The 18,507-nt window shown below is 61.3% G+C and carries 18 protein-coding genes and 1 rRNA gene; 8 read left to right on the top strand and 11 right to left on the bottom strand.

Annotation, left to right across the window (positions count from 1 at the left end):
• Positions 1–30 precede the first annotated feature (30 nt).
• From lptF to CD932_RS23705, 4 genes are read left to right on the top strand one after another with little or no spacing between them, the layout of a single operon-like run.
• On the top strand, positions 31–1,176 hold the full coding sequence (gene lptF / locus CD932_RS23720) for an LPS export ABC transporter permease LptF (protein WP_094445377.1): 1,146 nt from the start codon (positions 31–33) through the stop codon (positions 1,174–1,176).
• Positions 1,173–2,342: an LPS export ABC transporter permease LptG gene (gene lptG / locus CD932_RS23715; protein WP_094445376.1), complete on the top strand. Its 1,170-nt coding sequence runs from the start codon at positions 1,173–1,175 to the stop codon at positions 2,340–2,342. Before lptF ends, lptG begins: the two co-directional genes overlap by 4 nt.
• Entirely contained in the window at positions 2,342–2,749 is a 408-nt protein-coding gene (locus tag CD932_RS23710; RefSeq protein WP_094445375.1) for a sirohydrochlorin chelatase, read from the top strand. Before lptG ends, CD932_RS23710 begins: the two co-directional genes overlap by 1 nt.
• Positions 2,746–3,732, top strand: coding sequence for a Stealth CR1 domain-containing protein (locus CD932_RS23705; RefSeq protein WP_254926745.1), 987 nt, complete (start codon positions 2,746–2,748; stop codon positions 3,730–3,732). Before CD932_RS23710 ends, CD932_RS23705 begins: the two co-directional genes overlap by 4 nt.
• Here the strand turns inward: CD932_RS23705 and CD932_RS23700 are convergent.
• From CD932_RS23700 to CD932_RS23665, 8 genes are all read right to left on the bottom strand, one after another.
• Positions 3,704–4,351 (bottom strand): hypothetical protein, encoded by a 648-nt coding sequence (locus CD932_RS23700; RefSeq protein ID WP_094445373.1) that lies wholly within the window; start codon positions 4,349–4,351, stop codon positions 3,704–3,706. The two genes, CD932_RS23705 and CD932_RS23700, sit on opposite strands and share 29 nt — an antisense overlap.
• A gap of 118 nt (positions 4,352–4,469) precedes the next feature.
• Positions 4,470–5,234, bottom strand: coding sequence for a uroporphyrinogen-III C-methyltransferase (cobA, locus tag CD932_RS23695; RefSeq protein WP_094445372.1), 765 nt, complete (start codon positions 5,232–5,234; stop codon positions 4,470–4,472).
• Positions 5,235–5,260: 26 nt separating this feature from the next.
• Positions 5,261–6,580 (bottom strand): sulfate adenylyltransferase subunit 1, encoded by a 1,320-nt coding sequence (locus tag CD932_RS23690; RefSeq protein ID WP_094445371.1) that lies wholly within the window; start codon positions 6,578–6,580, stop codon positions 5,261–5,263.
• Positions 6,580–7,491: a sulfate adenylyltransferase subunit CysD gene (cysD, locus tag CD932_RS23685; protein ID WP_065306711.1), complete on the bottom strand. Its 912-nt coding sequence runs from the start codon at positions 7,489–7,491 to the stop codon at positions 6,580–6,582. The genes CD932_RS23690 and cysD overlap by 1 nt, the downstream gene beginning before the upstream one ends.
• Positions 7,492–7,535: 44 nt before the next feature.
• Complete coding sequence (locus CD932_RS23680; RefSeq protein WP_094445370.1) at positions 7,536–8,252, bottom strand: phosphoadenylyl-sulfate reductase; 717 nt, start codon at positions 8,250–8,252, stop codon at positions 7,536–7,538.
• Between the two features lie 19 nt (positions 8,253–8,271).
• Complete coding sequence (locus tag CD932_RS23675; protein ID WP_094445369.1) at positions 8,272–8,832, bottom strand: DUF934 domain-containing protein; 561 nt, start codon at positions 8,830–8,832, stop codon at positions 8,272–8,274.
• Entirely contained in the window at positions 8,825–10,513 is a 1,689-nt protein-coding gene (locus tag CD932_RS23670; RefSeq protein ID WP_094445368.1) for a nitrite/sulfite reductase, read from the bottom strand. Before CD932_RS23670 ends, CD932_RS23675 begins: the two co-directional genes overlap by 8 nt.
• A gap of 52 nt (positions 10,514–10,565) precedes the next feature.
• Entirely contained in the window at positions 10,566–11,339 is a 774-nt protein-coding gene (locus CD932_RS23665) for a sulfite exporter TauE/SafE family protein (protein ID WP_094445367.1), read from the bottom strand.
• 154 nt (positions 11,340–11,493) lie between these two features.
• On the opposite strand from CD932_RS23665, the gene CD932_RS23660 reads away from it, so the two are divergent.
• The 3 genes from CD932_RS23660 (at position 11,494) to CD932_RS23650 (ending at position 14,309) form a co-directional block, all read left to right on the top strand.
• Positions 11,494–12,435: a CysB family HTH-type transcriptional regulator gene (locus CD932_RS23660; RefSeq protein ID WP_094445366.1), complete on the top strand. Its 942-nt coding sequence runs from the start codon at positions 11,494–11,496 to the stop codon at positions 12,433–12,435.
• Between the two features lie 55 nt (positions 12,436–12,490).
• A complete protein-coding gene (locus CD932_RS23655) occupies positions 12,491–13,141 on the top strand; it encodes a class I SAM-dependent methyltransferase (RefSeq protein ID WP_094445365.1) in 651 nt (216 codons plus the stop codon).
• Positions 13,142–13,310: 169 nt separating this feature from the next.
• Positions 13,311–14,309 carry a porin gene (locus CD932_RS23650; protein ID WP_094445364.1) on the top strand — a complete coding sequence of 333 codons (999 nt, stop codon included), beginning with the start codon at positions 13,311–13,313 and terminating at the stop codon, positions 14,307–14,309.
• Positions 14,310–14,359: 50 nt separating this feature from the next.
• Here the strand turns inward: CD932_RS23650 and CD932_RS23645 are convergent, their stop codons facing one another.
• The 3 genes from CD932_RS23645 to CD932_RS23635 form a co-directional block, all read right to left on the bottom strand.
• Positions 14,360–15,502: a PAS domain-containing sensor histidine kinase gene (locus CD932_RS23645; protein ID WP_094445363.1), complete on the bottom strand. Its 1,143-nt coding sequence runs from the start codon at positions 15,500–15,502 to the stop codon at positions 14,360–14,362.
• 160 nt (positions 15,503–15,662) lie between these two features.
• Positions 15,663–16,421 carry a LytTR family DNA-binding domain-containing protein gene (locus CD932_RS23640; protein WP_094445832.1) on the bottom strand — a complete coding sequence of 253 codons (759 nt, stop codon included), beginning with the start codon at positions 16,419–16,421 and terminating at the stop codon, positions 15,663–15,665.
• Positions 16,422–16,492: 71 nt separating this feature from the next.
• Entirely contained in the window at positions 16,493–17,809 is a 1,317-nt protein-coding gene (locus CD932_RS23635) for a sensor histidine kinase (protein ID WP_094445362.1), read from the bottom strand.
• Between the two features lie 631 nt (positions 17,810–18,440).
• Between CD932_RS23635 and CD932_RS23630 the strand changes: the two genes are divergently transcribed.
• Positions 18,441–18,507, top strand: a 16S ribosomal RNA gene (locus CD932_RS23630); the annotation flags it as partial.

The following is an 18,507-nucleotide window of genomic DNA, read 5'->3' as shown; positions in this document are numbered from 1 at the left end:
CAACTAACTGACCCGAATTATAAACTCCGAATGATCTTTCAACGTGCCCTTCGACGTGAATTGGCTAGTGCCGCCGGGGCCACCTTCACTGTTTTATTCAGTATCCTGCTCACCTGGATGCTGATCGGTATCCTCGGCAAGGCCGCCGGCGGCAAGGTCGCGTCGGCCGACGTGATGTCGCTGATGCTGTTTTCCTCGCTGATGCAGCTGCCCACCATCCTGATACTGACCGGTTTCATCTCGGTGCTGATGGTCGTCACGCGCAGCTACAAGGAATCCGAAATGGTGGTGTGGTTCGCTTCGGGCCTGAGCCTGGCGCGCTGGATCGCGCCGGTGCTCAGTTTCGGCCTGCCGCTGGTGATCGCCATTGCCGCCCTGAGCCTGTACGCCACGCCGTGGGCGCAGCAGAAAAGCGACGCCTATGTGGCGCGCTTTGAAAAGCGCGAGGACCTGCAGAAAGTCACGCCCGGCCAGTTCCGCGAATCGGCCGGCAGCAACCGCATCTTCTTTGTCGAAGGCGTCAGCGGCGAGAAAAACGTGGTGCAGAATGTCTTCGTCAACACGGTCGACGCCAACGGCAGTGCGGTGGTGGTGGTCGCCAAGGAAGGCGTGATCAATACCGACGCCACCGGCAGCCGCTTCCTGGTGCTCAAGGAAGGGCGGCGCTACCAGGGCATTCCGACCCAGGCCGATTTCCAGACCATGGAATTCGAGCAGTACATCATGCGCATCGAAAGCCGGCAGCAGGAGCTGGGCGCCGACCTGGGCGTGCGCGCCATGAGCACCATGGCCCTGATCGCCGCCAACAATCAGTTCACCATGGCCGAACTGATGTGGCGCGTCAGCGCGCCGCTGATCGCGCTGTTGTTGATCCTGCTGGCCATTCCGCTGGGCTTTGTCAATCCGCGCGCCGGCAGTTCGGCCAATCTGATCGTGGCGCTGCTGATCTTCTTCAGCTACAGCAACCTGACCAAGGTGTTTGAAGCGAGCGTGAAGCAGGGCCGTTTGAGCTTCGGCATGGCCTGGTGGCCGCTGCACCTGCTGGCGCTGCTGGCCGTGGTGGTGCTATTCGCCTGGCGCCTGAACGTGAATCACCGCTATCATCCGCTGGTCTTGCTGGCGTCCTTCAAGCGCGCGCGCTGCGCCGGCAAACCGAGTAAAGCGGACACGAAATGAAGATCTTACAGCGCTATTTTGCGGTCTCGATATTTCAGGCCGTGTTTTTCGTGCTGCTCGCCTTCCTGGCGCTGCAGGCCTTCATCGACCTGACGGGCGAGCTGCCCAAGGTGGGCCGCAACGGCTATACCATTCAGTACGCCTTTCTTTACGTGCTGTTGCTGGTGCCTGGCCACGTGTATGAAGTCATGCCGATCGCCGCGCTGATCGGCACCATCTACACGATGGCGCAATTGGCCGCCAGTTCCGAATTCACCATCATGCGTGCATCGAGCATGTCGACCGGCATGGCGGCCGGCTTCCTGCTGCGCATCGGCGTGGTGTTTGTCGCCATTACCTTCCTGTTCGGCGAATTCATCACGCCCTATACCGAGCCGCTGGCCGAACGCCTGAAGCTCACTTCGCGCGGCACCTCGGTATCGAGCGAATTTCGTTCGGGCCTGTGGACCAAGGACATGATCAAGAGCGCAGGCCTGACGGGCAGCGTTACCGGTTCGCGCTTTTTCAACGTCGGCGAAGCAGGTCCCGATGGCCAGCTGAAAAACGTCAAGCTGTACGAGTTCGACACCGGCATGCGCCTGCGCAGCCTGACGGTGGCGGCCAGTGCGACGTACCAGGGCAATAACGTGTGGCGATTGTCTGACGTGACGGAAACCGCGTTTTCGAACAGCGCCGCCACCAGGCCCGGCTACGAACCCAAGCTGGAAAATTACTACGGCCAGGAAACGAGCCTGGTGCGCACCGTGAAAAGCACCACCAAGGACGTGGTGTCGGAAGTGACGCCGAAGATCCTGACGGTGTCGGCCTCGGACCCGGACCGCATGTCGGCCAGCGAACTGGCTGTCTACACGCGCCACCTGGCCGAGAACAAGCAGGAGACCGAGCGCTTTCGCATCGCCTTCTGGAAAAAACTGATCGATCCGCTGGCCATCTTCGTGCTGATGGCGCTGGCGCTGCCGTTTGCCTACATGCATACGCGTAGCGGCGGCGTGAGCCTGAAGATTTTCATCGGCATCATGATCGGCGTGAGCTTCATGCTGGTCAATACCCTGTTTTCCCACCTTGGCCTGCTCAGTACCTGGCCGGCGTTCCTGACGGCTGCCGCGCCCAGCGTGCTGTATCTGTTGGCGGCGCTGGTGATGCTGTGGTGGGTGGAGCGACACTGATGACGACTACCGATACCAATCCACAGCAGGCCCTGATCCTGTTCGCCCATGGCGCGCGCGCCGCTTCCTGGGCCGCGCCGTTCGAGCGCCTGCGCGAGCTGACCCAGGCGCGCATGCCCGCTACCGGCGTGCACCTGGCGTTCCTGGAACTGATGACGCCGCGCCTGCCCGAACTGATCCCGGCCTTGCTGGCCGAACTGCCCGATGGCGCCTTGCTGGAAGCGACCGTGGTGCCCGTCTTCCTGGGACAGGGCGGCCATGTGCTGCGCGACCTGCCGCTGCTGGTCGAAGAACTGCGCCAGGCGCACCCGCAGCTGCGCCTGAAGGTGGTCGAGGCGGTGGGTGAAAACGCCAGCGTGCTGGCGGCGATTGCCGATTATTGCGTGGCCGCACCCGGCCAGTCTTGAAGCGGCCGGTCGATATCGTCTACCTGTGGGTGGACGGGCAGGATCCGGCCTGGCGCGCGCGTCACCGCGCCGCCTATGCACAGTGGGCGGTACAACACCCTGGCCAGCTGGCGCTGCATGGCAATGTGGCGGGGCGCTACCGCGACAACGGCGAACTGCGCTACAACCTGCGTGCGCTCGAACGCTTCTTTCCCGAGCATGGCCATATCTATCTGGTGACCGACCGGCAAGTGCCATCCTGGCTGCGCATCTGCCCCGGCCTGAGCGTGATCGACCACTCCCGGCTGATGCCGCAGTCGGCCTTGCCGGTGTTCGACTCGGCCCATATCGAATCGTATCTGCACCAGATTCCCGGCCTGGCCGAGCGCTTCCTGTATTTCAACGACGATGTGTTCCTGGGCCAGCCTTTCGACGCCGATCGCTGGTTTGGCGACTGCCTGCGCGTGTGCCTGGAGTCTGGATTGGTCGACTTGCCGGCACGGGCGCGGGCCGACGTGGCCGCGCCCATCAACTGCGCCGTGCTGTCGCGCGACTGGCTGGCGGCGCGCGATCCTGGCTACCGCCATGAGCCGCGCCTGTACGCGCATGCGCCGCGGCCGATGCTCGTTGGCGCCATGCAGGCGCTGGAGCGGCAAGCCCCCGAACTGTTTGCCCAGGTGCGCTCGACAGTATTTCGTTCGTGGCGCGCGCCGGCACTGCTGCCCGACCTGGTGCCGCGCTGGATGGTGGAGCAGGGCCTGGCGCGCAGCGAGGTGCTCGACCCGCTGCATGTCGCCAGCGGCGACGCGGACGCACCGGCGAAACTGGCGCAGTTGCGCGCGCAATTCGGCAGCTTGCCGTTTTTCTGTATTAACGATACCTGCGACGAGGCTGAAGCCGATGATCCGCGCCTGGCGCTGGTAGCGGCGATGCTGCAGCAGTTGCTGCCGCAGCCATCGCGCTTCGAGTTTGAAGTCAGCGCACCTTCGGCACACGCAGCTTGATGCGTGCAGCTGCGCTGGTATCGGCCATGGCGGCCAGGAACAGCAGCAGATAGCCATCGAGTTCGAACACTTCTTCCAGCAGCTCCGAGATCATTTCCGGCAGCGCGTGGATCACCTTCTTGTCGAACGGCCAGCCGGCCACCATGAACAGACCACCGGTCACGGTGATGATGGTCACGCGCATGCCGACGATGGCGCGCACGTTCGCCAGCACGGCGCGCGCGCGCGGCACGAAAAATACCAGCAGGCGCAGCAGCACCAGCAGTTCCAGCACGCGCAGGGATTTTTCCAGCACGCTCCACGCAGGGGCCTGGCCCATTTCGCGAATTTCCAGCTCGCGCAGCAAAAAGCCGAACATCAGCGCCGACAGGCCGGCATGGATCAGGAAACGCAGCGAGTCGCGGTCCGGCTCGTTCCATGCCTTTTGTCCATGCACGCTGCAGGCCAGCGCCAGGCACAGCGCCTGCAGGCATTCGAGCAGATGGTTTTCATTGTCGATGGCGGGAAACACCAGCCACAGGCCGATCTGGACCACGGTAACGAGCACCATGGTGGCAAACAGAGCACCGTTGCTGCGGCTGAGGGTGGGCAGCGCGGCGCGCAGGCAAGTATGCTTCATGGGTGTTTGGCGTGATAGGTGCTGGGACTGCGCGATATTGCGGCGCGAGCATCCTACCATGTTTCAGCAATGTACTACAATTACTGACTTTGTAGTCGGTAAGGTGGGCGGCCTTGCGTCAGGCCCGGCTCGCCCGCGCCTGCAACGCACCGTCCGCCGCCTGCCGCGCGCGCCTCGCCATCGCCTCGCCCAGCATTACCAGCACGGGGCCTTGCTGTTCGCCCAGGCCCAGCGCCAGTTGCGACAGGGTCAAGCGCACGACGCGCTGTTCCGGCCGGCTGCAGTTTTCGATCATCACTACCGGCGTGTCGGCGCGCCGGCCTTGCGCCAGCAGGCGCCCGGCGGTGGCCGACGCTTCGCGCCCACCCATGTATTGCACCAGGGTGTCACAGTCGGGCAGCGCCGTCTGCTGCGACTCGTCTGGCGCCGTGCTGGAGGTAAAAAAGGCCACGCTGCGCGCCACGCCACGCTTGGTCAACGGCTGCTTGCTGGCGGCAGCGGCGGCCAGCGCGGTGGTAATGCCGGGCACCACTTCCACCGCGATCCCCGCGTCTTCCAGCGCGCGCAGTTCTTCGTCGGCGCGGCCGAACAGCATCGGGTCGCCGCCCTTCAGGCGCACCACCACGGCGTGCTTGCGCGCCTGGTCGACCAGCTGCTTGTTGATGAAGGCCTGCGCCGTCGACAGCTGGCCGCAGCGTTTGCCGACCAGGATTTTTGCCGCCTGCGGACACAGCTCCAGCATCTCGCCCGTCACGAGCGCGTCATGCAGCACCACGTCGGCTTGCGCCAGGAGGCGCGCGCCGCGCAAGGTCATCAGGTCTTGCGCGCCGGGGCCGGCGCCGATCAGATAGACCTTGCCTGGCAGGGATGTGGAATGGTTCATGTTTGCCTTCCTCAGTCGATGCCGGATCAGATCCGGATCATGCCCGCTGCGACAGTCTGGTGCGTCACTTCATCGATCAGGATAAAGGCGCCGGTGGCGCGGATCGCGTCATACGAGTCGGCCGCCAGCGGCTGCTGCACGTTCAGGCCGATGCGGGCGATATCGTTCAGTTTCAGCCCTTCGGCCGGATGGCGCTGCTGCGTGTTGATGTCGAGGATGGAGTCGATCGTCGTCACCTTGGCGGCCGTCTGGCGCGTGCCGTGCTTGATCCAGTATTTGCGGCGCAGGTCCAGCGCATCTTCGGACAGCCAGCACACGTCGGCCACCACCTGCTTGAGCAGGCTGGCGGGACGGTCGGCTCCCGCCAGCAGGTCGCCGCGCGAAATGTCGAGGTACTCGTTGAGCAGCAATGTCACCGACTGGCCCACCACCGCCGACGGCAGCGAGGCGTCGAGCGTGACGATCTCCTTGACGGTGGCGCTCTGGCCCGACGGCTGCACCACCAGGGTGTCGCCGACGCTGACCTTGCCGGCCTCGATGCGGCCCATGTAGCCGCGGAAGTCGTTCGCTTCGTGGCCGTTGTGGCGCGCCACCAGCTGCACCGGGAAGCGGAACGGCGCGTCATGCGAGGCGTCGTAGACGGACAGCGACTCGAGCAGCTCGATCAGGGTCGGGCCGGTGTACCAGCCCAGCTTGTCGCCGCGCTCGACCACGTTGTCGCCGGTCAAAGCCGACAGCGGAATCGGCGTGATGTCTTTCAAGCCCAGCGACTGGGCGAACTCGCGGTAGGCGGCAACGATGCGGTTGTAGACGGTTTCGTCGTAATCGACCAGGTCCATCTTGTTGACAGCCACGACCACGTGCTCGATCTGCAGCAGGTGGGCGATCGTCGAATGGCGCTTGGTCTGGATCAGCAGCTCCACGCTGCCGTCGTCACCGAGTTTGACTTTCGACACGTCGATCAGAATGATGACGGCGTCGGCGGTCGAGGCGCCCGTGACCATATTGCGCGTGTACTGTTCGTGGCCCGGCGTGTCGGCGATGATGAACTTGCGTTTCGGCGTGGCGAAATAGCGGTAGGCCACATCGATGGTGATGCCTTGCTCGCGTTCGGCTTCCAGGCCGTCCGTCAGCAGCGACAGGTCGACCGTATCGCCGACGGTGCGCTTGTGCTTGGAGCGCGACATGGCGTCGAGCTGGTCGGCGAAGATGCCCTTGCTGTCGAACAGCAGACGGCCGATCAGGGTGCTTTTGCCGTCATCGACGGAACCTGCCGTGATAAAGCGCAGCATGCCGCGTTCGAGAATATCGGTGGAATTGGTGGTGGTAAGCACTGCTGCGTTCATTAGAAATACCCTGCTTTCTTGCGTTTTTCCATCGAGGCTTCGGAGGTCTGGTCGTCCATGCGGGTGGCGCCGCGCTCCGTGATTTGCGTGATTGCCGTTTCGGCGATGATGGCGTCGACCGTCGCCGCATCGGACGAGACGGGGCAGGTGCACGAGATATCGCCGACGGTGCGAAAGCGCACCACTTGCGTTTCCACCGTTTCGCCGTCGCGCGGCGGCGTCAAATCGGTCAGCGGCACCAGCAGGCCATTGCGCGGGATCACCTGGCGTTCGTGCGCAAAGTAGATCGGCGGCAGTTCCAGCTTTTCGCGGGCAATATATTGCCACACGTCCAGTTCGGTCCAGTTCGAGATCGGGAACACGCGCATGTTTTCACCGGGATGCACGCGGGTGTTATACAGGTCCCACAGCTCCGGGCGCTGGGCTTTCGGGTCCCAGGCGCCGAATTCGTCGCGGAACGAGAAGATGCGTTCCTTGGCGCGGGCTTTTTCCTCATCGCGGCGCGCGCCGCCGATGCAGGCGTCAAACTTGTGTTCGGCAATCGTCTCCAACAGGGTGACCGCTTGCGCCGCATTGCGCGAGTCCGTCGCCGGGTTGCGCAGGCGCACCGTGCCGCGCTTGATGGAATCTTCCACCGAGCCGACGATCAGGCGTTCGCCCAGTTCCGCCACCTTCTTGTCGCGGAAGGTGATGACTTCGGGAAAGTTGTGGCCGGTGTCGATATGCACCAGGGGAAACGGGAATTTGCCCGGACGGAAGGCTTTTTCAGCCAGGCGCAGCAGGACAACGGAATCCTTGCCGCCCGAAAACAGCAGCGCAGGGTTGGCCGATTCGGCCGCCACTTCGCGCATGATATGGATGGCTTCCGACTCAAGGCTGTCGAGGTGACGCTGGTTCAAAATATTGCTCATAGGGGATGCTTTCCTGTTCTCTGTCTTGTTCTCTGTGATTGGGTTCAGGCGGCCACGGATTTGATGCGAATAAGCTTGCCGTCCACCATATGCAGGCCGCATTCCTTGGAATCGGGGTTTTCCCACCACCAGCGGCCGGCCCGCACGTCTTCGCCCGGTTGCACGGCACGCGTGCACGGTTCGCAGCCGATCGACGGATAGCCCTGGTCATGCAGTGCATTGTAGGGCACGTCGTTGGCGCGGATATAGGCCCATACATCCTCTTCCGACCAGTCCGCCAGTGGATTGAATTTGGTCATCGCGTGCGCGGCGTCCTCTTCCTGCACATGCAGTTCTGCGCGCGTGCTCGACTGCGCGCGGCGCTGGCCCGTGACCCAGGCCTGGTTGCCTTCCAGGGCGCGGCCCAAGGGCTCGACCTTGCGGATGCGGCAGCATTCGCGGCGCATCTCGACGCTGTTGTAGAACGCGTTCAGGCCGTTCTGTTCCACATACTGCGCCACGGCTTCGGGCTGCGGACGGTACAGGGTGATGTCATGGCCGTAACGGTGCTTGACCTTGTCCAGCACGGCCAGGGTTTCCTGGTGCAAGCGGCCGGTTTCCAGCGAGAAGATGCCGATCGGCAGCTTCGCCTTCAAAATCATGTCGGTCAGCACCATGTCTTCGGCTGCCAGGCTGGACGCGAACACGGCCGGCGAAAAATCGGCCGCGATCCGTGCCAGCGTTTGTAGGGTGGCGGTGACTAAAGTAGAAAGGTCGCTCATGGTTTTACCTTTGCCCTGTTCAGATGCCGGCCGCGTTGTCGAGGTCGGGATTCTGGCCTTCGCGGTGGTGGCGGCGGAACAGCGGCGACTTCTGGTCCCACGACGCCTGGTAGGTTTCCGAAAACACGGATAAACCTTTGAGCGCATCATGGATGCTGCGGTCCGGGCGCGTGGCATAGGCGTCAAAGCCGACCCGGTGCATCGAGAACAGCTGGTCGCGCAGCACGTCGCCGATGGCGCGCAGTTCGCCCTGGTAGCCGAGGCGGGCGCGCAAATTGAAGGCGATCGAGTAGCCGCGGCCATCGGTGAACTTTGGAAAGTCGATGGCGATCACGTGCAGCTGTTGCAGCACGTCAGCCAGCTCTTCCGGGCGCTCGTCGCCGGCCAGCCAGACGCCGATCGCGGGCAGGCGCGCGGAAAGGAGCTCGCGCTGAGCTTGCCAGACGGTCAACGGCACGATGACCTTGCCTTCGGGAACGATTACGCTGTCCGGCAACTCGCCCTCGTCCAGGCGCAGCAGGCCCCAGTCATTGGCCACCACGGCGGCGTTCTTGATGATTTCTTCGCGTACTTCAAACATATTCGTCTTCTCCGACCAGGTTGCCGACGGTGATCGGCGTTGCATACACATGTTCCTTGAAGGGCGGCAAGCCCAGGCGCTGGGCCGTGTCGACAAAGCGCTCGCCTTCATGGCGTTCGCGCACATACACGTGCAGCAGGCGGGCGATCACTTCCGGCATTTGCAAGGCGGAGAACGACGGTCCGATGATCTTGCCGATGGCTGCCTGATTGCCTTGCGCGCCGCCGATCGACACCTGATACCATTCGCTGCCGTCCTTGTCGACACCGAGCACGCCGATGCTGCCGACGTGATGGTGGCCGCAGGCATTGATGCAGCCGGAAATATTGAGTTCGATTTCGCCGATATCGTGCTGGAAGTCGATATTGTCGAAGCGCTCGGCAATCGCGGCGGCGATCGGCAGCGACTTGGCGTTGGCCAGCGAGCAGAAATCGCCACCGGGGCAGCAGATCATGTCGGTCAGCAGACCGATATTCGGCGTCGCCAGGCCGTGCGCCTTGGCTTCCTGCCACAGTTTAAACAGTTTCGATTGCTCGACGTCGGCCAGCACCAGATTCTGTTCGTGCGTGACGCGCAGTTCGCCAAAGCTGTAGCGGTCTGCCAGGTCGGCCACGAAGTCGATCTGCTCGGCCGTCGCGTCGCCCGGCGGCACGCCGGTTTTCTTCAGCGACAGCACCACCGCCACATAGCCGGGGCGCTGGTGCGGCTTCACATTACGCAGCAGCCAGTTGGCGTAGGCCTTGTTGTCGGCGTGTTGCGCCGCGTAGTCGACGTCGGGCAATTCGAGGTAGGCGGGCGGATTGAAAAAGTCCGCCACGCGCTGCATTTCGTCGGTCGTCAGGGTTTCCGGACCGTCTTTCAGGTCGACCCATTCGGCTTCCACCTGGCGCGTGAATTCTTCCACGCCGATGGCTTTCAACAAGATCTTGATGCGCGCCTTGTATTTGTTGTCGCGGCGGCCGTGCAGGTTGTACACGCGCATGATGGCCTGCGTGTAGGTCAGCAGGTGCTGCCACGGCAAGAATTCGCGCACCACGCTGCCGAGAATCGGCGTGCGGCCCATGCCGCCGCCGGCCATCACCTTGAAGCCCACTTCGCCGGCTTCATTGCGCACGGCCGTCAGGCCAATGTCGTGCACGGCGATGGCAGCGCGGTCCTGCTCTGCGCCATTGATGGCGACCTTGAACTTGCGCGGCAGGGCGATGAATTCGGGGTGGAAGGTGCTCCACTGGCGCAACACTTCGGCATACGGGCGCGGATCGATGATTTCATCGGCTGCAACGCCGGCGAACGGATCTGATGTTGTATTTCGGATACAGTTGCCGGAGGTCTGGATCGCGTGCATTTCCACCGAGGCCAGGTCGGTCAGGATATCGGGCGTCTGTTCCAGTTCGACCCAGTTGAACTGGATGTTCTGGCGCGTGGTGAAGTGGCCATAGCCGCGGTCATACTTGCGCGCGATATGGGCAAACATGCGCATCTGCTTTGACGACAGCAGGCCGTACGGCACGGCGATGCGCAGCATGTAGGCGTGGCGCTGCATGTACAGGCCGTTCTGCAGGCGCAGCGGAATGAATTCCTCTTCCGTCAATTCGTTGGCGAGTCGGCGCGCAACCTGATCGCGGTACTGCGCAATGCGTTCTTTGACGATAAGGTGGTCATACTGATCGTAGTGGTACATATCAAGTCCTAAATAAGCCGGGGTACTGGAAGATTGCCTGGGTGTTCTTTGATTAATAGATTAGCTTTACTGCCACGGTGGTCAAGGTCATCGCCAGCAGCACGCGCAAAAACTTTTCCGGAACCGAGCGCGCCACCCAGGAACCGAGGGTGATGCCGGGCAGGGAACCGATCAACAGCGACATGAGCAGTTCCCAGTGGATGGAGCCGAGCCACCAGTGGCCCAGCGCGGCAATCGCCGTCAAGGGTACGGCATACGCGATATCGGTGCCGGCCACTTCGGCCGAGCTCATGCGCGGGTACAGCATCACCAGCAAGGTCGCGCCGATGGCGCCGGCGCCGATCGACGATACGGTGACCAGCACGCCCAGCACGGCGCCGGAAATAATGGTAGCGGCGGAAAGCTTGTTGCCTTGTAATTGTCTTTCAGGATGGGCATTGATCCAGTTCAGCATGCGGCCCTTGAAGATCAGGGCCACCACCGTCAGCATCACCGAGCCGGCGATCGAGTAGCGGATGATCTGGCCGATTGCCGGTGACACGGTGCCGAACGCTTTCAAGGCCAGTGTCGCCAGCACGGCAGCGGGCAGGGCGCCGATGCACAGGCGCTTGACGATATCCCAGCGGATGGTGCCGCGCACGCGATGCGTCAGGGTGCCGGCGCTTTTGGTGATCGAGGCGAAGGCCAGGTCGGTACCGACGGCCACCGACGGCGAGACGCCAAACAGCAAGGTTAATAGCGGCGTCATCAGCGAGCCGCCACCGACACCGGTCATGCCGACCAGTAAACCTACGGCAAATCCTGAGACTATATAAGACAAAGTCATGCTTGCACCCCCAAAGTACCCGCAATAGTAATAAACTTAGTGTTTATTCCAAACTACTAAGTACGCATTTGCTTATATGCGATATGCGTATAAGCATGAATGTAAAATCATCGGTAGGGTGGAGCAGCGGCTTATCTCTAAGGCAAAACCAGCAATGAATCTCCATCAACTGCGCTTCGTGCGCGAAGCGGTCCGGCAGAACTATAACCTGACGGACGCGGCCAAGGCCTTGTTTACTTCGCAACCGGGCGTCTCGAAAGCCATCATCGAGCTGGAAGAAGAGCTGGGCGTCGATATTTTCACGCGCCACGGCAAGCGTATCCGTGGCCTGACGGAGCCGGGCCGGCTGGTGCTCGCATCGGTCGAACTGGTGATGCAGGAAATCGACAGCATGAAGCGCATCGGCAAGGAATATGCGGCCCAGGACAGCGGCAGTTTCACGATTGCCACCACGCACACCCAGGCCCGTTATACCTTGCCCAAGGTGGTGCAGGCCTTCATGCTGAAGTTTCCGAAAGTAAGATTGTCTTTATTGCAAGGCAACCCGCGCCAGATCGCCGAAATGGTGCAACGCGACCAGGCCGATCTGGCCATTGCCACCGAATCGATCGCCGCCATCGATGGCCTGATCACCTTGCCCTGCTATCAATGGGAACATGTGGTGGTGGTGCCGGTCGACCATCCGCTGCTCAAATCGAAGTCGGTGACGCTCGAAGAGATCGCCGCCTTCCCCCTGATTACCTATGACAGCGCATTTGCCGGGCGCAACAAGATCGACCACGCTTTCGTGTTGCGCGGCCTGAAACCGGACATCCTGCTCGAAGCCATCGACGCCGACGTGATCAAGACTTATGTGGAGTTGGGCATGGGGATTGGTATCATAGCGGGCATGGCCTTCGACGCCGAGCGCGACAAAGGCTTGCGCGCCATCCCCGTTGGCCACCTGTTCGGCATGAATGTGTCGCGCGTGGCGGTCAAGCAGGGCGCTTATCTGCGCAGCTATATTTATACCTTTATCGAGTTGCTGACCCCGACCCTGAACCGTAAATTGATCGAACAGGCGATGAGCGGCGATAAGGAGCATTACGAACTATGACCATGCAGGAACCGGCCGGACGATGTGTCCGGCAAGATTACTTAAGAGAAGAACTATGATTACCGATCAGCTTGCCCAATATTACGCCACCATCGCGCAGCAGTACGAGCGCGTCTACGACAAGCCCGAACGCCAGGAAGACCTGGAAGTGCTGCGCGAAAAAGTGGCCGACGTCCTCGAAGGCCATACTGTGCTGGAACTGGCTTGCGGCACCGGCTACTGGACCGAAGTCATTGCCGAGACGGCCGACTCCGTGCTGGCGACCGACCTCAACGATGAAATGCTGGCCCTGTCCCAGGCGCGTGGCTTGCCCGAGAATGTGACCTTCGCCAAGCTCGACGCGTTCAAGCTGTCGGACGACCTGGTGGGCAAGTTTACCGCCGTGTTCGCCGGTTTCTGGTGGTCGCACGTCAAGCGCGAAGACCAGGACAAATACCTGAAGCAGTTGCGCAGCAAGCTGGGCAAGGACATTTTGCTGGTGCTGATCGACAATTCCTATGTCGACGGCAGCAGCACCGTGATCGCCCGTACCGATCTGCAAGGCAATACCCACCAGTTCCGCACCACGGAGTCGGGCGAGCGTTATGAAGTGCTGAAAAATTTCCCATCGGACAGTCACCTGCGCAAGAAGTTCGCCCATTCGGCGCGCGAGATCCGCATGAAGCGCCTCGAATACTACTGGTTGCTGAGCTGCCGCCTGAAGTAAGCGGCGCCCGCCGTACTGCCGCCTGCGGGCGGTTTTTTTTCGTCTTGAGAAAAATAGTGTCAAAAAACAACAGATTGTCGATGTCATATTGTTGAAGCATTTGCTTGGCATGATTCGGTTCAGCAGCTGAGCAGCAACAACTTATCCAACCTAATGTAGAGAATCTCAAGTGAAAAAAATTACTCTGGCAGCATTGATCATCGCTTCTTTCGCCGCCGCTACGGCGCAGGCGCAATCGAACGTCGTCGTCTACGGCGTGGTCGATCTGGGTATCGCCAAGACCACCGGCGGTGCAATGCTCGAGCGCGAAAACCAGGCTTCGCGTCTCGGCTTCAAGGGCACGGAAGATTTGGGCAACGGCCTGAAAGCCATCTTCAACCTGGAAAGCGAATTCAAGACCGACACGGGCGCGCAAGCGACGGCCAACACCCTGTTTGATCGCCAGGCATGGGTAGGTTTGACCGGCGACTTCGGTACCGTGTACCTGGGCCGCACCAAGGACCTGATCGATGGCACCCTGGCGCGCGTCGATCCATTCAATACCTACGGCGTGATCGGCAAGATCAATGAGCCAGTCATGCGCGGCGGCCAGTCGCCAAACGGCGCGCAGGCAGTACCGAGCGCATCGGTAGTTGGCGCTTCGCGCGTCAGCAATGCCGTCACCTACAACAGCCCGAGCTTCAGCGGTTTCGTCGTCAGCGGCCAGGTCGTCGCCAGCGAAATCAAGGATGCCAATTCCGGTTACAGCCTGGTCGCCACCTATGACATGGGTCCGGCCAGCGCCCACGCCGGCTACCAGAAAAAAGTGCAAGCAGCGGCCAACACCGCTGCCGAGCCAACTTTGTGGCTGGTGGGCGGCGGCTACAAGTTCGGTCCTGCCAAGATCACGTTCGACTACTCGAAGGCCGATACCGATGTGGCTGTCAACGGCGAATTCAAGAGCTACCTGATCGGCCTGGCGTATGACATCGGCGGCGGCGCAATCAAGGCCAGCTATGTGAAGCAGAAGCAGGACAGCAGCCTGGTCAGCGGCAAGGAAACCGCCAAGGCCTTCGGTCTGGGCTACGACTACCCGCTGTCGAAGCGTACCGCCGTGTACGCCTACGCTGGCCGCGACCAGTTCAGCGACAAGTCGATGTACCAGATGGGCATGACCCACAAGTTCTAAGCACCACCACTGTCGGGATATGACACAAGGCGCTCTTTGGAGCGCCTTTTTCAATATGGGGGTGTGGCGCCATGCATGGGCAGCATGATGTCGATGCGGGTGCCGCCCAGTTCGTTGTCGGCGCCGATCTGTATGCTGCCGTTCAAGCCCCAGACCCGTTCGCGCATGCCGAGCAGACCCAGCGACGCGGCCTTTTCCAGGTCGTGGTCGGTAATGCCCCTGCCGTCATCCTGGATCGTGATAGCCAGTATGGAATCGATGCGGTGCAGGGCGATGGTGATACGGCTCGCTTCGGCATGGCGCGCGATATTGGTCAGCGCTTCCTGCACGATGCGGTAGATGGCGGTGCTGCGCTCGTCGTCCAGCACCAGGTCGCCCTCGTCGGCCAGCAGCTCGAAATGCACGGCATGGCGCAGCAGGAAATCGTGGCGCAAGCGTTGCAGCGCAAAATACAAGCCGCCTTCGTCCAGCGCGCGCGGACGCAGATTGCTGGCGATGCGGCGCAGCGAGGAAATCGCCGTGACCAGCAGGCCATCCATCTCGCGCAGCTGGCCCAGCAAAGGCGCCGTCATGTCGGCATGCTGGCGCGCCAGGGTCAGGTCAACGCGCAAGGTGGCCAGCAACTGGCCCAGGTCATCGTGCAACTCGCGCGCGATATGCTTGCGCTCTTCCTCGCGGATGGTTTGCAGCGCGCTCGACAGTTCACGCAACTGCGCGAACGAGCGCGCCAGTTGCTCATGTACTTGCTTTCGCGCACTGATATCGCGCACCAGCACGGTATCGATGGCGCCCGCGTGGTCGCTGTGCGCCATCAATGAGCCTTCCAGGGGAAACATGGCGCCGTCCATCCTGCGGCCCATCAGGGTGGCGTCGGTGGCGCGCCTGCCGCTCAGGCGCAACTGCTGGGTAAGGTCGAGGAAGGGGGGGGTGTGATCGAGGCTGCGCAAGTCGCGCAGGATGAAGTGGCCCAGCGGCATGCCGCGCATCGCTTCCGGCGTGCTGCCGAACAGGGTGGCCGCCGCCGCGCTGGCATGCACGATGGCTTGCTCGCTGTCGATGGTCAGCGTGGCTTCGGTCGCTGGTATGGCTGCCAGCTGTTGCCGGGCGGCCCTTAATCGACGCCACAAACAATAGGCGGCGGCCAGGCCCAGTGGCAGCATGCGCAACAATCCTGTTCTGGCACGGCCGGGCATGGGCGCTCCTTGCGGTCGGATCAAAGAAAGGCGGGCGGGGGAAGCGCGGGCGGGACTTCATGCAGCGTAGGCTGATTGAGGCGGCGTGGCTTGATCTTGCGCACAGTGGCGCCGGGCAGGGCCGCGCTGTGCCGGGCGGCACGGCGCGATGACATCGGATTTACATCTGCTTGAACAGGTGCAGGAAGCTGCGGCTCACTTCCAGCTTGTCGGTCTTGCCCTTGATCAGCACCAGGTGGCGGCCGCGGATATCGCGCGTCACGCCTTCGATGGCGTTCACATTGACCAGGGTGGCGCGGTGGATCTGCCAGAACAGCGATGGATCGAGCTCTTCTGCCAGATCGCGTACCGGTTTGCGGATCAGCGCCTCATACTTGGCCGTCTGCACGCATGTGTATTTTTCGTCGGAGCGGAAGAACAGGATTTCTTCGACGGGAATCATGCGCAGGTCCTGGCCGATGCTCGCTTGTATCCATTGCAGATAGGTGGGCTTGGCGGTGATTTTTTCGGCCAGCTGCGACAGCATGGCGGTGACGCTGCTGTTGACGTCGAGCGCAGGTTTGCTCAGGTGCGTCTTCAGGCGGTCGACCGTGATCAAGAGGCGTTCGTGCTCGGGGGGTTTGAGCACATAGTCGACGGCGCCGCGCTCGAACGCTTCGACGGCGTGGCTGTCGTAGGCGGTGACGAACACGATGCGGCTCTTGTTGCCGATCACTTGCGCCGCCTCCATGCCGGTCTTGCCCGGCATGCGGATATCGAGAAAAGTAAAGTCCGGTTTCAGCTGGTCGACCAGTTCGATCGCCTCGTCGCCATTCTTGGCTTCGCCGATGATGTCCAGTTCGGGCCAGGCCTGGCCCAGTCGCAAGCGCAACTGGTCGCGCATCAATCTTTCGTCGTCGGCAATAATAGCGGTAGGCATGGTCTTCAAGTGTGAACTGGCGAAGATTGATTATTCAATGAATTAGCGTTTTTATCAACTGCAGAGTGGCCTTATTTCGACAGTTGATACGGCACTTCGATCACGGCGCACACGCCGCTCGGCTGATTTGGCGTAATCGTCAGGCTGGCCTGGTCGCCATGCAGCAGTTTCAGGCGTTCACGGATGGTCGGCAAACCGAGTCCGGTGCCGTCGCTGGGCACGGCGCCAAAGCCCAGGCCGTCATCGGTGACGATCACGCGCAGCTTGCTGTGCGCCACTTCCGCCACGATGCGCAGGGTGCCGCCTTCCGGTTTGACTTCCAGGCCGTGCTTGATCGCGTTCTCCACCATCGACTGCAACATCATTGGCGGGAAGGCGGCAGTGCGCAGCCCGTCCGGAATCTGGAAGTCGACCGTCAGCCGCTCTTCCATGCGCATTTTCAGCAGGTTCAGATACGCTTGCACCATGTCCGCCTCGCGGCCCAGGTTGGTGATCAGGGCGTTGTCGCGCATTTGCGGCAAGACGGCGCGCAGGTACTGGATCAGGCTGCGCTGCATCTTGGCCGCGCGCGGCGGATCGACCTGGATCAGGTGCTCGACGGAAGCGAGCGTGTTGAACAGGAAGTGCGGCTCCACTTGCGCCTGCATCATCTGCATCTTCGCTTCGCTGAGCTGGCGCTGCATCGAGGCGCGCTCGGCCGCCTCATTGGCCGTCACCGTTTCCGCTTCTGCCCGCTTCTTGCCGCCGACCAGGGCCTTCATCGCAAACAGGGCCAGTACCAGCAGGGACACGAAGCTTTTGAACCAGGTCGATGCCTGCTGGTGGTAGCGCGATACCTTTTGTTCGGCGGCATCGTCGACCGCTTCCTCGATGGCGTTCGACAGTTCTTCGCCGATTTGCGGCGGCAACTCGATATGGACTTCTTCGCCCGAGGCGTTGGTGGTGACGGGATAGCTGGGCTTGGCTGGTGTTGCTGGTGTTGCCGGTGTTGCTGGTGTTGCCGGTGGCACGGGTTGCGCCGGCTCCTCGGGCGTGGCATCTGCCGGGCTGGCGTCGGCGGGTGTGGCGTCGGCGCTGGCGCTGTCCGTATTGCGGCGGCTCTTGCTGCTGCGCGGATTGAAGTGGATGCCCGTATCGTCGATCAGGATATTGGTGTCGCCGCTGTTCTTGCTGGCGCGTTTGTGCGATTTGATCACCACTTCTTCATCGGTGCCCGATGAAAACAGCTCGTCCTGCAGGATCGAGCCGGCGATCAGGGCCAGGGCGGCAAACAGGAAAAACTTCCACCAGGATAATTGGGTGACCCAGGTGGTGGTCGCGTCGAATGCCTTTTGCATCCAGGCGAGCAGGGTTTTCAGCAATTGGGGCAGGCTGGAACTCGGAAACATGGGACGCTTTCTTGGCAATGAATGAAACGACGCGTGGGCAAGTGTAACTGATGCGGATAAGCGTCAAAATCTGATGTTGCCACTGTGCCTGAAGCAGCGCAGCCGCACCAGTCGCTTGCGACAGGCTGCGCAAAAGAGCGCTTGAAGTGAACTGGAAGCCGGGTAGTCGGTAAGCATGCTTTGTTGCTCTTCAAAAATACCCCTTGCAGGCCTTTCAGGTCAGGGCTATAATTCTCCCCCTCGCTGAACGATGCATGCAAATGCTGAGTAAGGTAGAGAAAGTTTTTAAGCGCAATGCGCTGAAAAACGGGGTTGACAAAGTAGCTTAAATGCTTCATACTCTTCCTTCTTCGCAGCTGACAAACACAACGCTTTGTCGATAGCGCGAAACGTAACACCGAATACCGTTCTTTAACAATTAACAGTCGATAAGTGTGGGCATTTGATGAAGTGCAGCAGTGGTCTTCGGATCGCTGTCAAACTTAAAATATCAAATGTTCACAAGAAATAATGAAATAGGCGCTACGAAAGTAGCCTGTCAGTTTTTTGAGTGAGCGCATCTTTTGCATGCAAAAGATGTGGATGGTAGTGATACTGTCCGACCTGTCAGAAATGACATTAAACAGAGATTAAACTGAAGAGTTTGATCCTGGCTCAGATTGAACGCTGGCGGCATGCCTTACACATGCAAGTCGAAC

It is taken from the genome of Janthinobacterium sp. PC23-8 (genome assembly GCF_002250505.1).
GTDB lineage: Bacteria > Pseudomonadota > Gammaproteobacteria > Burkholderiales > Burkholderiaceae_D > Janthinobacterium.
This window is presented reverse-complemented; position numbering and strand designations above follow the sequence as displayed.

Bases quoted from the DNA above. Each gene is read 5' to 3' on its own strand.
- lptF (WP_094445377.1), top strand. From the start codon at position 31: ATGATCTTTCAACGTGCCCTTCGACGTGAATTGGCTAGTGCCGCCGGG.
- CD932_RS23660 (WP_094445366.1), top strand. From the start codon at position 11,494: ATGAATCTCCATCAACTGCGCTTCGTGCGCGAAGCGGTCCGGCAGAAC.
- CD932_RS23640 (WP_094445832.1), bottom strand. From the start codon at position 16,421: ATGCCTACCGCTATTATTGCCGACGACGAAAGATTGATGCGCGACCAG.
- CD932_RS23710 (WP_094445375.1), top strand. From the start codon at position 2,342: ATGACGACTACCGATACCAATCCACAGCAGGCCCTGATCCTGTTCGCC.
- CD932_RS23670 (WP_094445368.1), bottom strand. From the start codon at position 10,513: ATGTACCACTACGATCAGTATGACCACCTTATCGTCAAAGAACGCATT.
- CD932_RS23675 (WP_094445369.1), bottom strand. From the start codon at position 8,832: ATGTTTGAAGTACGCGAAGAAATCATCAAGAACGCCGCCGTGGTGGCC.
- CD932_RS23655 (WP_094445365.1), top strand. From the start codon at position 12,491: ATGATTACCGATCAGCTTGCCCAATATTACGCCACCATCGCGCAGCAG.
- cobA (WP_094445372.1), bottom strand. From the start codon at position 5,234: ATGAACCATTCCACATCCCTGCCAGGCAAGGTCTATCTGATCGGCGCC.
- cysD (WP_065306711.1), bottom strand. From the start codon at position 7,491: ATGAGCAATATTTTGAACCAGCGTCACCTCGACAGCCTTGAGTCGGAA.
- lptG (WP_094445376.1), top strand. From the start codon at position 1,173: ATGAAGATCTTACAGCGCTATTTTGCGGTCTCGATATTTCAGGCCGTG.
- CD932_RS23700 (WP_094445373.1), bottom strand. From the start codon at position 4,351: ATGAAGCATACTTGCCTGCGCGCCGCGCTGCCCACCCTCAGCCGCAGC.
- CD932_RS23635 (WP_094445362.1), bottom strand. From the start codon at position 17,809: ATGTTTCCGAGTTCCAGCCTGCCCCAATTGCTGAAAACCCTGCTCGCC.
- CD932_RS23645 (WP_094445363.1), bottom strand. From the start codon at position 15,502: ATGCCCGGCCGTGCCAGAACAGGATTGTTGCGCATGCTGCCACTGGGC.
- CD932_RS23665 (WP_094445367.1), bottom strand. From the start codon at position 11,339: ATGACTTTGTCTTATATAGTCTCAGGATTTGCCGTAGGTTTACTGGTC.
- CD932_RS23690 (WP_094445371.1), bottom strand. From the start codon at position 6,580: ATGAACGCAGCAGTGCTTACCACCACCAATTCCACCGATATTCTCGAA.
- CD932_RS23680 (WP_094445370.1), bottom strand. From the start codon at position 8,252: ATGAGCGACCTTTCTACTTTAGTCACCGCCACCCTACAAACGCTGGCA.